The organism is Paenibacillus sp. Y280 (assembly GCF_056786335.1).
Genome location: NZ_JBXCIW010000010.1, coordinates 89,609 through 104,272, shown reverse-complemented (window position 1 = coordinate 104,272; position 14,664 = coordinate 89,609). Strand labels below are relative to the sequence as shown.

Annotated in this window: 11 protein-coding genes and 1 pseudogene; 10 read left to right on the top strand and 2 right to left on the bottom strand. The window is 45.2% G+C overall.

Translation table 11 applies throughout. The annotated features are described in order from the left end of the window. Positions 1 to 308 precede the first annotated feature (308 nt). The 3 genes from groES to AC1TPC_RS14955 all read left to right on the top strand — a co-directional run bounded on the left by groES (position 309) and on the right by AC1TPC_RS14955 (position 3,071). Positions 309 to 590, top strand: a complete 282-nt coding sequence (gene groES / locus AC1TPC_RS14965) for a co-chaperone GroES (RefSeq protein ID WP_482067623.1) — start codon at positions 309 to 311, stop codon at positions 588 to 590. A 73-nt stretch (positions 591 to 663) separates the two neighbouring features. Beyond that, positions 664 to 2,298, top strand: coding sequence for a chaperonin GroEL (gene groL, locus AC1TPC_RS14960; RefSeq protein WP_482067622.1), 1,635 nt, complete (start codon positions 664 to 666; stop codon positions 2,296 to 2,298). 239 nt (positions 2,299 to 2,537) lie between these two features. Further along, positions 2,538 to 3,071, top strand: coding sequence for a 2'-5' RNA ligase family protein (locus AC1TPC_RS14955; RefSeq protein WP_482067621.1), 534 nt, complete (start codon positions 2,538 to 2,540; stop codon positions 3,069 to 3,071). Positions 3,072 to 3,419: 348 nt separating this feature from the next. Here the strand turns inward: AC1TPC_RS14955 and AC1TPC_RS14950 are convergent, their stop codons facing one another. Together AC1TPC_RS14950 and AC1TPC_RS14945 are read right to left on the bottom strand one after the other, a co-directional pair. After that, on the bottom strand, positions 3,420 to 4,814 hold the full coding sequence (locus AC1TPC_RS14950; protein WP_482067706.1) for an MATE family efflux transporter: 1,395 nt from the start codon (positions 4,812 to 4,814) through the stop codon (positions 3,420 to 3,422). Between the two features lie 97 nt (positions 4,815 to 4,911). Further along, a complete protein-coding gene (locus AC1TPC_RS14945; protein WP_482067620.1) occupies positions 4,912 to 5,628 on the bottom strand; it encodes a FadR/GntR family transcriptional regulator in 717 nt (238 codons plus the stop codon). Positions 5,629 to 5,744: 116 nt separating this feature from the next. Here AC1TPC_RS14945 and AC1TPC_RS14940 point away from each other — a divergent pair, with 116 nt between their 5' ends. The 7 genes and pseudogenes from AC1TPC_RS14940 to AC1TPC_RS14910 all read left to right on the top strand — a co-directional run bounded on the left by AC1TPC_RS14940 (position 5,745) and on the right by AC1TPC_RS14910 (position 14,578). Continuing rightward, on the top strand, positions 5,745 to 6,023 hold the full coding sequence (locus AC1TPC_RS14940; RefSeq protein ID WP_482067619.1) for an FAD-binding oxidoreductase: 279 nt from the start codon (positions 5,745 to 5,747) through the stop codon (positions 6,021 to 6,023). A 7-nt stretch (positions 6,024 to 6,030) separates the two neighbouring features. Next, complete coding sequence (locus tag AC1TPC_RS14935) at positions 6,031 to 6,228, top strand: FAD-linked oxidase C-terminal domain-containing protein (protein ID WP_482067618.1); 198 nt, start codon at positions 6,031 to 6,033, stop codon at positions 6,226 to 6,228. A gap of 201 nt (positions 6,229 to 6,429) precedes the next feature. Beyond that, positions 6,430 to 6,976, top strand: a pseudogene (locus AC1TPC_RS14930) (alpha-L-arabinofuranosidase C-terminal domain-containing protein); the annotation flags it as partial. A 443-nt stretch (positions 6,977 to 7,419) separates the two neighbouring features. Further along, entirely contained in the window at positions 7,420 to 11,775 is a 4,356-nt protein-coding gene (locus AC1TPC_RS14925; protein ID WP_482067617.1) for an S-layer homology domain-containing protein, read from the top strand. Between the two features lie 314 nt (positions 11,776 to 12,089). After that, positions 12,090 to 13,133 (top strand): multicopper oxidase domain-containing protein, encoded by a 1,044-nt coding sequence (locus AC1TPC_RS14920; protein ID WP_482067616.1) that lies wholly within the window; start codon positions 12,090 to 12,092, stop codon positions 13,131 to 13,133. 18 nt (positions 13,134 to 13,151) lie between these two features. Next, positions 13,152 to 14,351 carry a ZIP family metal transporter gene (locus tag AC1TPC_RS14915; RefSeq protein WP_482067615.1) on the top strand — a complete coding sequence of 400 codons (1,200 nt, stop codon included), beginning with the start codon at positions 13,152 to 13,154 and terminating at the stop codon, positions 14,349 to 14,351. Between the two features lie 32 nt (positions 14,352 to 14,383). Next, complete coding sequence (locus AC1TPC_RS14910) at positions 14,384 to 14,578, top strand: twin-arginine translocase TatA/TatE family subunit (RefSeq protein WP_482067614.1); 195 nt, start codon at positions 14,384 to 14,386, stop codon at positions 14,576 to 14,578. The last annotated feature ends 86 nt before the right edge of the window (positions 14,579 to 14,664 follow it).

Here is a 14,664-nt window from a genome sequence, read left to right as displayed (position 1 = left end):
TGTTGATACAATTTATAAGCATGCAAAAGGCAAACGACTGCCTGCTTTATGGCTGAAAGGCGAAGAATGCCTGCTCAGTGCGGAACAAACGATGAAAAATATTTGTGACGTAAGTTTGGTGCAAGCAATAGAATGAGTCAGGAATGAATGTTGTCCCTTTGGGTATAGTGTAAATTATCGGAAAATTAAAACCAAGCACTTGAAATTAACTTTGAAAATGAGTATGATAAAAATAGTTGTTAGCACTTGAAGGTTACGAGTGCTAACGAGAATATAAGAAGTAAAAATTTTGAAGGAGGCTATTTTCAATGATCAAACCTTTGGGTGAACGCGTATTGATCGAAGCAATCGCGAAAGAAGAAACAACCGCTAGCGGTATCGTATTGCCGGATTCGGCGAAAGAAAAGCCGCAAGAAGGCAGAGTAGTAGCAGTTGGCAGCGGTACGCTGAAAGATGGCGTTCGTATTGCTTTGGAAGTTAAAGAAGGCGACCGCGTTCTTTTCTCCAAATATGCGGGTACTGAAATCAAATACGAAGGCAAAGAGTATTTGATTATGAAAGAAAGCGAAATTCACGCGATTTTTGAATAGCAGCCCGATTAGGGTCACATAGAAGGCAAGACATAGCAGTTCTACTTAAACTATTTTGGGAGGTTTTACGTTAATGGCTAAGGAAATTAAATTTAGTGAAGACGCTCGTCGCGCAATGCTGCGCGGAGTTGACGCTCTGGCAAATGCAGTTAAAGTAACACTAGGTCCAAAAGGCCGCAACGTTGTACTTGAGAAAAAATTCGGAAGCCCGCTCATCACGAATGACGGTGTATCCATCGCGAAAGAAATCGAGCTGGAAGACGCTTTTGAAAACATGGGCGCTCAACTCGTTAAAGAAGTAGCTACAAAAACAAATGACGTAGCAGGTGACGGTACTACTACCGCAACTGTTCTTGCACAAGCGATGATTCGCGAAGGCTTGAAAAACGTTACTGCAGGCGCTAACCCTATGGTTATCCGCAAAGGTATCGAGAAAGCCGTTAAAGCTGCTGTTGAAGAGCTGAAAGTGATCTCGAAACCAATCGAAGGCAAACAATCGATCGCTCAAGTAGCTTCGATCTCGTCTGCTGACGATGAAGTTGGCCAACTGATTGCAGAAGCAATGGAAAAAGTGGGCAACGACGGCGTTATCACTGTAGAAGAGTCGAAAGGCTTCGTTACAGAGCTTGAAGTGGTTGAAGGTATGCAATTCGACCGCGGTTACGTGTCCCCTTACATGATTACAGACACAGACAAGATGGAAGCGATTCTCGACAACCCTTACATCCTGATCACTGACAAAAAAATTACGAGCATTCAAGAGATCCTTCCGGTTCTTGAGAAAGTCGTACAATCCGGCAAACAATTGCTAATCATTGCTGAGGATGTTGAAGGCGAAGCTCAAGCTACACTAGTAGTGAATAAACTTCGTGGAACATTCACTTGCGTAGCGGTTAAAGCTCCAGGCTTCGGCGACCGTCGCAAAGCAATGCTTCAAGATATCGCTGCTCTTACAGGCGGCCAAGTGATTACAGAAGAACTCGGCCTTGAGCTGAAATCGACTGGTGTAGAATCCCTAGGTTCCGCTCGTCAAATCCGTATCACTAAAGAAACAACAATCATCGTTGATGGCAGCGGCAACTCCGCTGACATCGTTGCTCGCGTGAACCAAATCCGCGCTCAACTGGAAGAAACAACTTCCGACTTCGATCGTGAGAAGCTTCAAGAGCGTCTTGCAAAATTGTCAGGCGGCGTTGCAGTAATCAAAGTCGGCGCAGCTACAGAAACAGAATTGAAAGAGCGCAAGCTCCGCATCGAAGATGCCCTCAACTCCACTCGTGCAGCGGTTGAAGAAGGTATCGTATCGGGCGGCGGTACAGCCCTCATTAACGTATATAACGCTGTTGCTGCTGTTAAAGCAGAAGGCGACGAGCAAACAGGCGTAAACATCGTTCTTCGTTCCCTTGAAGAGCCGCTTCGCACAATCGCAGCTAACGCAGGCCAAGAAGGCTCCGTTATCGTTGAGCGTTTGAAAAACGAAAAAATCGGCGTAGGCTACAACGCAGCTACCGGCACATGGGTGAACATGTTCGAAGCTGGTATCGTTGACCCTGCTAAGGTAACACGTTCGGCACTACAAAACGCAGCTTCCGTTGCGGCTATGTTCTTGACAACTGAAGCCGTTGTTGCTGACAAACCTGAGCCGAAGGGCGCAGGCGCTGGCATGCCAGATATGGGCGGCATGGGCGGTATGGGCGGCATGATGTAATCGCATCATCAAAACCCTTGATTTATCTGAGATTAGAGGACCCTTCGGGGTCCTTTTTTTGTTTAAGGTAACGAAAAGGTAGCATTCCTTGCAAAATAACACAGAGAAAATAAAGCTTTAGACTGACGGTGTGTCAAACTAACTGGCAGGATAGCGGTAATGACTTGTAGAAATAAGAGGAAACTATGAATCGATAAACGAGATCCTATATAAAGGAAGGATGTCAGATGAGGTGTGAAATGCAATATTTCATTGGTATTGTCCCACCAGACGAATATAAAGAGCAAATTGCGCTGTTTCGTAATCGTTGGACAAGTAATCGTCTCAAGGATGTTGTGGAGCCTCACATTACTGTCAAGGCGCAAGGTGGACTTACGGAAGATATGCGCTGGCTTGATAATATAAGGGAAACCTGTGCCTCAATCCAATGCTTTCAGTTATCATTCGTAGAACCAGGAACGTTTGGGAACGCTGTTACATTCCTTAGCGTTGAATCGGATGATGTATATGATTTACATAAGCGACTGGTGGGTACTGTATCACCGTCACCTGAACTAATCGAACGATACTTTGAATTGGATCGCTTTCATCCTCATTTGACCTTGGGCCAAACCTATTGGGGGATGAATGAAGTGGAGATTGAAGACATGAAACTCTCAGCGATTTACGCCTTAGCTCCTTTTCCGACCATTAACGTAAAATATGTTCGGGTATATAAAGAAATTAATCCGAACAAATACATACCTTTTGAAGATATCCAATTTGGTCGCTAATATCTATATCCAGTAACATTCAGTATAAACAAGAAATGACTCAGCTATGGGTATGGATATTTAACGTGGTCACAGGTGATTGCATGCGAATGTTAATGAAAAATGGGCGGCATGATGGAATAAGAGGCTTGAGTCCTTGCGTAGCAAGGACTCTCTTTCAAAAATACATCGGATGCCCACATTTTGACCACATGATGTAGAATGAAGACACCTTAGAGAATGTAGGATTAAATCCTAAAATTCTCTAAGGTGCTTTTACTTATATAAGTATAGATAGAATTCTTTGAAATTGAGTTATGCTAATGCACAAATCAATATGACTTAAGAGTCCCTCAAAATGAGCAGCTCTCATACAATCTTATGCTTATACCACGCTTCTCCCTTAAATCGTAATCCAAAGATGATGCCTCGTATTGCCCATTCCGTAACCATTGCGATCCATACCCCCATGACTCCAAGCTGAAGTGAAATTCCCAATATGTAGCCAAGAATGACTCGGAATAGCCACATGGTGAGCAGCGAAGTAATCGAAGTGAATTTCGAATCGCCGGCCGCACGTAGAGCAGAAGGCAATATAAAGCTCAATGACCAAACGATAGGCTGAGCTATAGCGATTAATAGAATGAGCTGGAAGACGTCTGATACGATTGATTCAGGTGGCGAATACAGGTTAACTAGCCATGGGAAAATGAGCAATAAGATTGCAGTAATCAACACGAAGAAGACACTTGAAAGTCCTAGGAATGATTTAATAAACTTTCTTGCATCGGCGATATCTCTTCTCCCCATGCATTGTCCAACGACTGTAACAATCGCAACACTTAATGCCGTTCCGCCGATTTGGAATAGCATCGATAATGAATTACTAATTGCATTGACCGTAATCGGCAATGTGCCGAGCTGAACGATATAGGTTTGCGTAAGCAATTTACCGCCATTGAAGAACAATTGCTCCGCTGCAAAAGGGAGACCAATAAACATGATTTTTTTCAATAATGGAACATGCAATTTAAGTGCGTTTTTAAGCTTAAAGCGTAGTGTATGATTGTAACGTAAAAGATAAATCAGTGATACAACAGCCCCTAGTACACGTGCGCTAATTAAGGAAATAGCTAGTCCAAGGACACCCATATCCAAAATGGTAATGAATAATAGGTTCAAGATAAAGTACGACAAGTTTAGTATGACAGACAAGACTAGACAAGCTTTTGTCTCAGACACACCTCGCAAGGCTCCGACAACACCTTGATAGATTGCGAAAAAGGGATAGGAGATACAACTGCCAATTAGAAATATTTTCGCATTAGAGATAACATCAGGATCAGCACTGCCAAATAAAAGGTCTATAATAGTGGAATGAAAAATGATAACGAGCGCGCATATTACGATGGAAAGCGTAGCGACAGATGAGATCGCCTGAGTTGCGGCACGAGATGCCTGCTCTTGGTTTCGACTGCCTGTGTATTGAGCGACAATTACAGTTCCACCTGTTGAGATCGCAATAAACACGCTAATAATGAAAATGTTTACCGATTCGACCATGCTCACTGCACTAACTGCTTCAACGCCTGAGGAGCTGATCATTGCTGTATTCAAAATGCTGATTAATACAATGAAGGCAGAATCAACGAAGATCGGAATAATCATCGAAAATATTTGTTTATAGTCCATCGATGCTCCTGTGAAATATTTATTCAGCAGGGAGATAATTGAAATTTTCAAGCGAGTATTCATTTTTAGCATCATATCATCTCGTTTCAGTCGAACTCATCTAACAATTGACAAAAATAAAGCCAAATATAGAACTGCAGTTCTATTTTTGACTTTATATTGAACAGAATTAATCTTGAATGGCTCCACGTTTCAGTACATTCTCGACTTTATGTAAATGAGCTTGAATTAGCTGGCTGGCAAGCGCGCTATTTTGAGCTAATATGGCATCATATATGGATTGATGATCTTTTAAGAGCAGTGTGGCAGACGACTTGTCCTCGAAAAACCACAGCTGACGAGTTTTTCCTATTGTCTCGGTTAGCTTACAAGTAAGTGAGCTCATTAATGTATTAAGAAGCTCATTATGTGAGGCAGCTGCTATAGCTAGATGAAATTCGATATCCGCATGTTCGCTCATCTGCGTAGTGTTCATTTCCAGCGCTTGCTCCATTTGTTCAATAATTTGCTTTAGCCTCTCGAGATCCTTATCGTTCCGACGCTCGGCAGCGAATGCAGCACTGCCGCTTTCAAGCCAAATACGAACTTCCAGTATCTCTTTTACATTTTCCGATTCCTCGAATGGATCACGCGAGTTGCTTTGTGAGGCAGGCAATACTTTATTGATAAAGGTACCTCCGCCATGCTTAACATCTATCCAGCCTGTAGCCTTTAATGCGCTCAATGCTTCACGAATGGTGGAGCGACCTACTCCAAAGGAGGTACTAAGGTCAACTACGGACGGTAGTTTTTGACCAGGCTGTAAGAGACCGTCCTCAATTTGTGAAAGAATGGCTCTTCGCACAAGCTCATGTCCTTTTTCAGTTTCTACCTTTATCGGCTGCATAGAGCTTTTAACCTCCCGAAGATACAACTATAGACTATACTGTACAACTTTATTACACTATAATCAACATAAAGTCATCAGATGACCTGCTCACTTTTGCGATGGAGGAATCGATCATGTTGAATGAAGCTGTAGTTAAACAAATGCGAGAGATTGTAGGAGAAAAGTTTTTTCGGACAGATCAGGAGGCGTTAATCGCACATTCCTATGATGGAACGCCGATGTTGCAGGCAATGCCTGATGGGGTTATTTATCCAGAATCAACAGAGCAAGTTTCAGAAATCATGAAAATAGCTAACAGCAATCTTATTCCAATTGTAACAAGAGGCTCGGGTTCGAATCTTTGCGGTGGTACAGTACCATTGCATGGCGGGATTGTGATGGTTATGCATTAAAAATCAAATGATTCCGGCAACATTAGAAGTATTGGATAATCCGACCATTCGGGTTGTTGATGATTTCGCGAAAATCGGTTTGCCGCTAGATATGGCCGCGATCCTCATTATTGAGCAGGATGGTGAACCAGAAATGGTTGAACGTGTGCTATTGAAAAAATATAACTTATTTGCAAGGAAGAGCAGGCGGATCGAATTGATGTAGCAGCGGATCGTGAAGAAGCAGAAAAGCTGCTTACAGCTAGATACAGCTCATTCATTGCCTATTAAAGGCTGTTTCCTAAGCAATTATCTGAGATGGAAGCTATTTTACATCCGCGAGTTCTAAGGGTGTAGTTGAGCGTCTCGGTACTTTTTATCCAGCAAAGGGTGAAGCAATCGCCAAAGTTGCGATGTTCCGCGGTTTAATTTGAGCTTTGATGAATGGAATGTATGGTTTCATTCGAACGAGGCAGATAAGCAGATTGAGCCTTGGTCTATTGGTGCCCCCGCAGCCGGAGGATATTTATACGTTTGAGGATGCGCTGCTTGTCGGCAGTATGTTGATTACACTATTGAAGCATGCGGATCGGGTCAAGATCGCCTGCTTGGCTCAGCTTGTCAACGTCATCGCGCCGATTATGACGGTGAACGGAGGCGGATCATGGAAGCAAACGATCTATTATCCGTATATGCATGCATCTGTCTATGGCAGAAGAATTAACGGTGTTTGCGATCAACCGCAGTCTGGAGGAGGAGCTAAGCTTAGAATGTGACATTAGGAGCTTCCCAGAATACGTCGTATTCGAGCATATAGTACTGGAAAACGAGAATTTAAAAGCGGTAAATTCGATTGAGGGGCAAGATGTAAAGGCGGGCAATCGACCGTAAAGGATAGCTTGTTGGAGGCGCGCCTGGCTAAGCACTCCTGGCATGTGATTCGATTAGGCAAGAGGAAGAACGAGCTGCTGTAAAAGGTTTGGATGAGTAGGGCACTTTGAGAAATTCAAACGTATATTTATAAGAAGAGACCTTTCACGAGTTCATTAAACTTGTGAAAGGTCTCTTCTTCTTTAAATAGAGAGCGCAAAAGCCAGCAGGGAAACCAACCTTTTCTACCAGATGATAAATAATGCAACCTTCATCGTAAATTTTTCCATATTCGGAAGGAGGCTAGTATTTTAAGATTGCTATTGCTAGGTATTGCTAGGGAAGGAGATGATCACAAAGAAATTGTTGTAAGCGATTTCAAGTAAACTTTTTTACTCGGAACCCTTTCATTCAAAAAAAGCGTCAAAATGCTCAATCCCAAATAACGCAATACGTTTTGCCATCCATTTTTTCCACAACATGCAGCTGCTAATCTCTTTCCACCCGCGTTTAATGAATCATTAACTGACTCCAAGGAGGTTTTATGATGTTTAAGCAAAAAGGTATAAAAAAGGCATTTAGCTCTGTCCTTTCATTTGCGCTTGTGCTTTCGCTTATCAGCGTTTTTCCGGCATCGACGGAAGCGGCGGATAATCCGGCAGTTCATTCAGCAGCAGCAGGTTCTGTCAACCTGCTGGACCCGTCCCTTTTTACGCCAGTGGCAGATGTGAATCTTAAAGTAAGCTCGGAGGACCCTAATCATCCGGGAGCAGACGCTCTGCGGACTGGCGGCAGCGGATATTGGCGAAATTCAAGCTCAAATGTATATATGAACGACTACTCGCCATCATCACTGGCTTTAACTCTTGACTTAGGCGCTCCCAAAACGGTTGATAAGCTGTACCTTGAATTACCGAATACCATCCCAAATATCCAAAGCAATGCGACTAGATTTGAGGTCTATTACTCCAATAACATCAGTTCATGGGAAAGCGCGCCTACGGTTGCCGATTCGGCGTACAATTACGACTGGAAAGGAAATGGCTGGACGCTGGCCGGAGGTACGGAAACGGAAGGCTTGTGGTCATTTGTTACATACAACGGACAACAGTGGGGATTTGATACGAAGACATTTTTGTATCCGTTTACAGCCCGGTATGTGATGATCAATACGGTGCTGGTTGGCCCGCGCGATTTGCGCGCGAACGATGACGCATCGAAGATGGGTTTATCGGGCCTGGCTATCTACGGCAAAGATGCGGTCAATAATGCGACTGTACTGGAACCTGCCAAAGCTACTTACAGTACATGGGATCAGACTGCTCCAATAACGACAACGATTAATTTTGCAAACGGACAAACTCTTGCCAGCATAACGAAAGGCGGCAATACGCTTCTTGCGGGTACGGACTATTCGTTATCGGGAAATACGGTAACATTCGAACTCCCTTATCTTGCTAAGCTGCCGCTCGGCACAAATGAGTTTGCGTTCCATTTTAACAACGGTAATCCATCCATATTCGCACTGGACGTAATAGCCCGCGGCTATGGCGCGAATCACAAAACCATCAAGCTGAACCCCATTGAAGGCGTGTCACCCTATAATATTTTGAGCGGCGCAATGGGTACTGACGAGCCGGTGGAAGGCGTGACCAAACGGATTAGGGATGCTTACCACGACTATTACGGCAATCAGCCTATGGCGACTGCAGCTGACGACCATATCACTAGCGTTTGGGACAGCACGCTTAACAAAAATGTGTTTAAGGTCAAGGCTGACGGCAGAGGCTTGAATAACGAATTTGAAGAGAAGGTTCGCGATGGCGAATACGCCCATAAAGGTGTTTTTGACCCGCAAAAAGGTTACGTTGTAGGCGGAGCGGCAATTACGGACAGGCAGAGAATTGAAATTCGCCCAAGCGAGGATTCAACCAACGATTTTACAGCGTATGAGGGCGACTTGGTTTCCTATGAATGGCTCTGGAATATTCCCGATGGAAATCAGTGGAACCAGTCGAACTTCAGACATCTTTTCCAGTTGAAAGCGACGAACGCGCATAAGAAGGATACATTGCCGGGCGGCAACGCTGGCGGTGAAAACGGTGCATATATTCTCGCGATTTCAATCTCCGGAACGACCAACAGGACGCTTGTTGTGAACCATAACCGTTATGACGGCGACAAGACGATGCTAAGAATTCCGTTAAAGGAAATCGACGGACACTGGATTAAGGTTGAGCTTGACGCGCTTATTTCGGACTCCGGCTGGTTCACCGTTAAGATTACGGATAAGGTTACCGGCAAAATATATACGTTTGACAATCCGGATGTTTTTCAACCATTCGCAGACAAAGGCGCAACCGACGGCGGCAAAGACTTATGGAGAAGACCGGAGAGAAGCGGCGGCTTTGAAACCGAATATCCCGCTACCTTTGATCAATATTTGCGTCCAAAATGGGGCATCTACCGCAGCTCTAATAATGGCACAAACTCTGCATATGATGCGGAGCTTCAGCTTTCGGATATTACGATAAGCAAGGCAGCATCAGGCCTATCCTCTGTGAACCTTGCGCTTAATAAAAAAGCGTATAACGTAGGCCCAACAGCGGGCGCTAACCCGGTTCAGCAGCAATCGGTAACGGCTAATGTATACGGAAATGCCAACAAGCTGACGAGCGGCGTGCTGCAGGACCCGAAGGTATGGCCGGTCACCAGCGTTACGAGCCTTGATCAAATTGGAAATTATTCATGGCTCGGTACCGATGGCGAGCGAAAAGGAAGCTTCGTAATCGACCTGGGACAAGCGATGGATTATAGCCAGCTAAGGCTGTTTGCAAAATCGACCAGGTTAAAAGGCGCGACCGTTTATGTCTCTGATGATTTGGGCAACCATACTACGGCTGCTGAATTCGACGCCATGACATTTACGCAAGTGGATAAAAAGACTGCCGACGGATACACGTTTGCTACAGGCAACAATGACGGAGGTACAGATGCGGAGGATAAATCATACCCGATAAACCTGGGCAAGACCTATCATTCCAGATATATCAAAGTAACGGTAGAGAACGCATCGGGAGGCAATGCAGATACGGATCTTACGGGGCCGCCGCGGCTTACACAAGTGCAGGTATTTAATGCGCCAACGCCTCCGCAAAATCTTAGGTTAGACATTAGCGGCTCAGCTAAAACGGTGAAATGGGAATCCAATGCTTCAAGCGAGGGCTACACGGTTTACAACGGCGAAGCGGTGCTGGCTGACTTAGCGGCAGGCGAGACAAGCTTTATTTTGCCTAGTGATGTGACTGATTTGTCCAATATTACGGTAAGGTCAAAGGGAACAGACACGTATTCCCGCAAGTTTATGATTTCGGCGCCAACGCTGTTGGTACCGGTTTTTGCGGAATCGGTATCGCTGAACAAGAGCAGTCTTTCAATCAACAAGGGCTCGTCCGAGCAGCTTGAAGCGACAGTATTACCTAGTAATGCTGCAAACAAAACGATCGTATGGCATTCAAGCGATGATGCTGTTGCAACCGTTGACCAAACAGGTCTCGTTGCAGGTATAAAGGAAGGCTCTGCAACAATTACGGCAACGGTAGAAGGTACAGCCATCAAGGCAGAAGCCGTGATAACCGTTACGAAGTCTAACGGTTCTACAGGGCCAGAAACAAATCCAGGCAGCTCGACACCATCGCCAACCGCTCCACCAACTGGCAATGCGGGCATTATCGATGTTGAAAAGGATGCAAAAGTAACGAAAGAAACAACAGCTGATGGAAGCTCGGCAACGAAAGTTGCTGTAAACGCAGAGAAGCTGGAGAAAGCATTGGCGGTTCCGAATGTGTTGATTGAAGTAAAAGGCAGCGATTCTATCGTTCATGTAGAGCTGCCTGGCAATGCCATTCAGAATGCGATCAGTAAGCAAGCCAATGCGGTTATACAGATTAAAGCGAATGGCGCAAGCTACGAGCTGCCAATAAGCTTGTTTAAAGAGCTGCCGAAGGATTCAACCGTAAGCGTTATGATTTCTAAAGTAACCGGTAAAGCCGGTGACGATATAAATGCTGCGGTCAAAAGCTTGAACGCGAAGCCAGTGATTTTGAATCCGATCGAATTTGTGGTCACGGTCAACGGCAAAGAAAGGACTGACTTCGGCAGCGTTTATGTCAATCGTACTATTAGCTTGGGTGCATTAACGGTAGACTCTAGCAAAGCAACAGCCGTATGGGTGGATTCGAACAATCAACTGCACTTCGTTCCTGCCATCGTTACAACGAAGGACGGATCCTCCGAGATTACGATTCGTTCGCCGCATAACAGCATATACACCGTCATCCAATCCGAAAAATCGTTTACCGATTTGCAAGGGCATTGGGCAAAAGCGGATGTAGAGCTGCTGGCGAATAAATGGATTTTAAACGGTAAAACCGATGAGCAATTTGTACCGGATGCCCAAATTACGCGTGCCGAGTTTGCGGCCATGTTGGTTCGTTCGCTTGGATTAACTGAAGTGAAGGCGGATGGATTCAATGACGTGAAGCCGAGCGATTGGTTTGCCGGAGCCGTAAGCACGGCGTTTAAAGCCGGATTGATCAACGGTTATGAGGACGGTTCCTTTAGACCAAACGCCAACATTACTCGCGAGCAAATGGTGGCGATGATGATTCGGGCGATAAAAGCGGGCGGCAAGGAGCTCCAGGGTGACCCGGCTTTATTAAATCGGTTCGCTGACCTTTCGGATATTGCCGACTGGTCAAGAGATGCCATTTCGCAAGCGCTGACAGCAGGTCTCATTCAAGGAATGTCAGACAAGACATTTGCGCCGGGCGAGCCTGCGACGCGTGCGCAAGCTGCCGTAACGCTGAAGCGTATGCTGCAATCACTGCAATTTATCAACTAATGTATGACAAGACCGCCAAGCTGCTTGGCGGTCTTTTATGATTTCAAATGATGAATGCGGAAGCTCAATCACATGCCATGTCATGATCGTGGAGCCCGCTAAAATCCATGTAAATTAACTTCTTCTTCATAAAAACGAGGCAGAACAAGCGATCAAAAAAACACTTTACAAAGCGCCTAGGCTATCATATATTTTACACATATAAAAAGTTTCCTCAGGCAAACTTTTTGTCCCCGAGTAAAATAAAATTTTTTTATTAATTTTTTTGCATATAGGCAAAATAATTTCCATAGATAAACACGGAGGTGAACGTAATGGCACTTGACCCAAATCGAAAAATTTCAAGAAGAAGCATTCTTAAAGTCGGAGCTGCCGGCCTATTAGGCGTGCTTGGAAGCAGTTTTCTAAATACAAGTGCATTATTCGGCAAGTCTGCCAGTGCGATGGGAAAGGATGAAATGCACCACACGCTCAAAGATCAAATGAAGCACGGGATGGCGCATGGTTACGACCCGGGAACGGATTCTACTCCGGGATTGGAAGCAGCAGTAAAAGCATTGACGGCATTCAACTATGGTGTTGTCAGTACCTCGCCAGATGGCAGAACGATTCGGGAATATGATATTCAAGCATGGGATGCCGAAGTGGAAGTAGCGAAGGGTCTCAAGTTTCCAGGGTGGACCTTCAACGGTACGATTCCGGGACCAACCTTGCGTTGTACGGAGGGCGATATCATCAGGATCAAGTTCGGGAACGGCTCAGCGCACCCGCATTCTATTCATTTGCATGGTATTCATCCAACCCATATGGACGGCATGGAGCCTGTTCCGTCAGGAAGCGAGTTTGTGTATGAATTTGAAGCGAAGCCAGCAGGGCTGCAGCCGTATCACTGCCATGTTCCACCGCTGGCCAGACATATTCACAAAGGTCTTTATGGTCAATTTATTATTGATCTTAATAAGCCAAGGAAGCCAGCAAAAGAGTTAAGCATGGTGATGAATGGCTTTGACTTGGATTTAGATGGCGAGAACGAGGTATATACGGTAAATGGCTACGCATTTGCTTACCAATCCAGACCTATTCAAGTGAAAGCGGGAGAGCTGGTACGAATTTATATCAGCAATCTAACTGAATTTGATCCGATTAATTCCTTTCATTTGCATGCTAATTTCTTTCATTATTATGCGACTGGAGCTGATCCGGATGCGAGGCCTTACTATACGGATACGATTATGCTTTGCCAAGGGGAGAGAGGCATCATTGAAGTGACGTTCCCTTCTCCAGGAAAATATATGTTCCATGCTCATCAGAGCGAGTTCACAGAGCTCGGCTGGATGGGATTTTTTGAAGTCGTATAACAAGAGGGGGTGTATGATGTGCAGGCCGAGAGAGTAATTAAAAAGTCTAATAAAAAAGCAGCTTGGCTGCTTGGCGTACTGCCCTTGTTGCTGCTGGCAGGCATGATTTCCATTATTGCGACATGGGGAACAGGCGTGAAGGAGCAGCAGGCAGCTCCAATAGAAGTGCTGAATATTGAACGCATTATTTTGACCGATAATGGCTTCGAGGTGAGTATTCTCAATTCTGGACCTAAGGAGCTGACCGTTGCTCAAGTGGTGGTGGATGGCTCCTTCTGGAATGCGACTTATTTACCAAGCCCAACGCTAGAGAGGTTCGGCAGCGCAACGATCTCAATTCCATATCCGTGGGTGGAGGGAGATCCTCATGAAATTAAGCTAATTACCTCCAACGGTTTAATCTTTGTAGGGGAAGTAGCTGCTGCAATCAAAACGCCGGCTGCTGATACCAACAGGTTCCTGCAATATTCGCTTATTGGCTTTTATGTTGGTGTTATACCGGTGGGACTCGGGCTATTATGGTATCCCTTTATGCGCCGGTTCTCATCCAAAGGCATTCAAGCGGTTATGGCATTCACGGTTGGTTTATTATTTTTCCTTGCGATTGATACGATTCAAGAAGGGATTGAGCTTGGTGCAGAAGCTCCTGGCGTATTCCAAGGAACAGGCTTGGTCTGGTTCGGAGCGGCGCTCAGCTTCTTGTTCTTGATTGCCGTTGATCAGACGAATTCGAAGAAGTCGTTAAACCATCATGATGCGGGCAAGCAGGTATCTTTCAAAATAGCTGGCGGGATAGGTCTCCACAATCTCGGTGAAGGTCTCGCAATTGGCGCTGCCTTTGCTGCCGGCGAAGCTGCACTCGGATCATTCCTTATCATCGGTTTTACGCTGCATAACATTACGGAAGGAATCGGGATCGCAGCGCCTCTTCTGAAAGCGAAGCCGACACTAAAGACTTTCTTGGCTTTAGCTGTCTTGGGCGGAGGACCAGCTATTATCGGAACGTGGGTCGGCGGATTCGTCTTTAATCAGACGTTAGCGGCATTGTTCTTCGGGATTGGCGCAGGTGCTATCATTCAAGTCATTTATGTCATATTCAAAATGATTATAAGAGATGCGAAGGCTGCAGGCGCACCTACCGTTTCGTGGCTTAACTTCTCAAGCCTAACGCTTGGTATCTTGCTGATGTATGTAACGGCTCTATTGGTTAACTTTTAGAACCAAATAGAAATGGGGAGATTAAAATGCCGATGAATATAGGCTTTGCGGGAATTGTATTGCTTGTTATTTTAGGCTTGCTGCTGTTCGGACCATCCAAGCTGCCGCAGCTGGGTCGGGCGATTGGAACGACGTTGTCAGAGTTCAGAAGAGGGGCAAAAGGATTAATAGACCAGGATGAAAAGCAGCAGGTGCCGGAGCCGGAGCAACCAAAGGAAACTAAATAATCAAGCAAATGGGCTGTTACAAAGGGAGTATGCACGCAGGAGGATAACTCGCTTTGAACAAAAGTGATTAAAAACATGCAAAGATG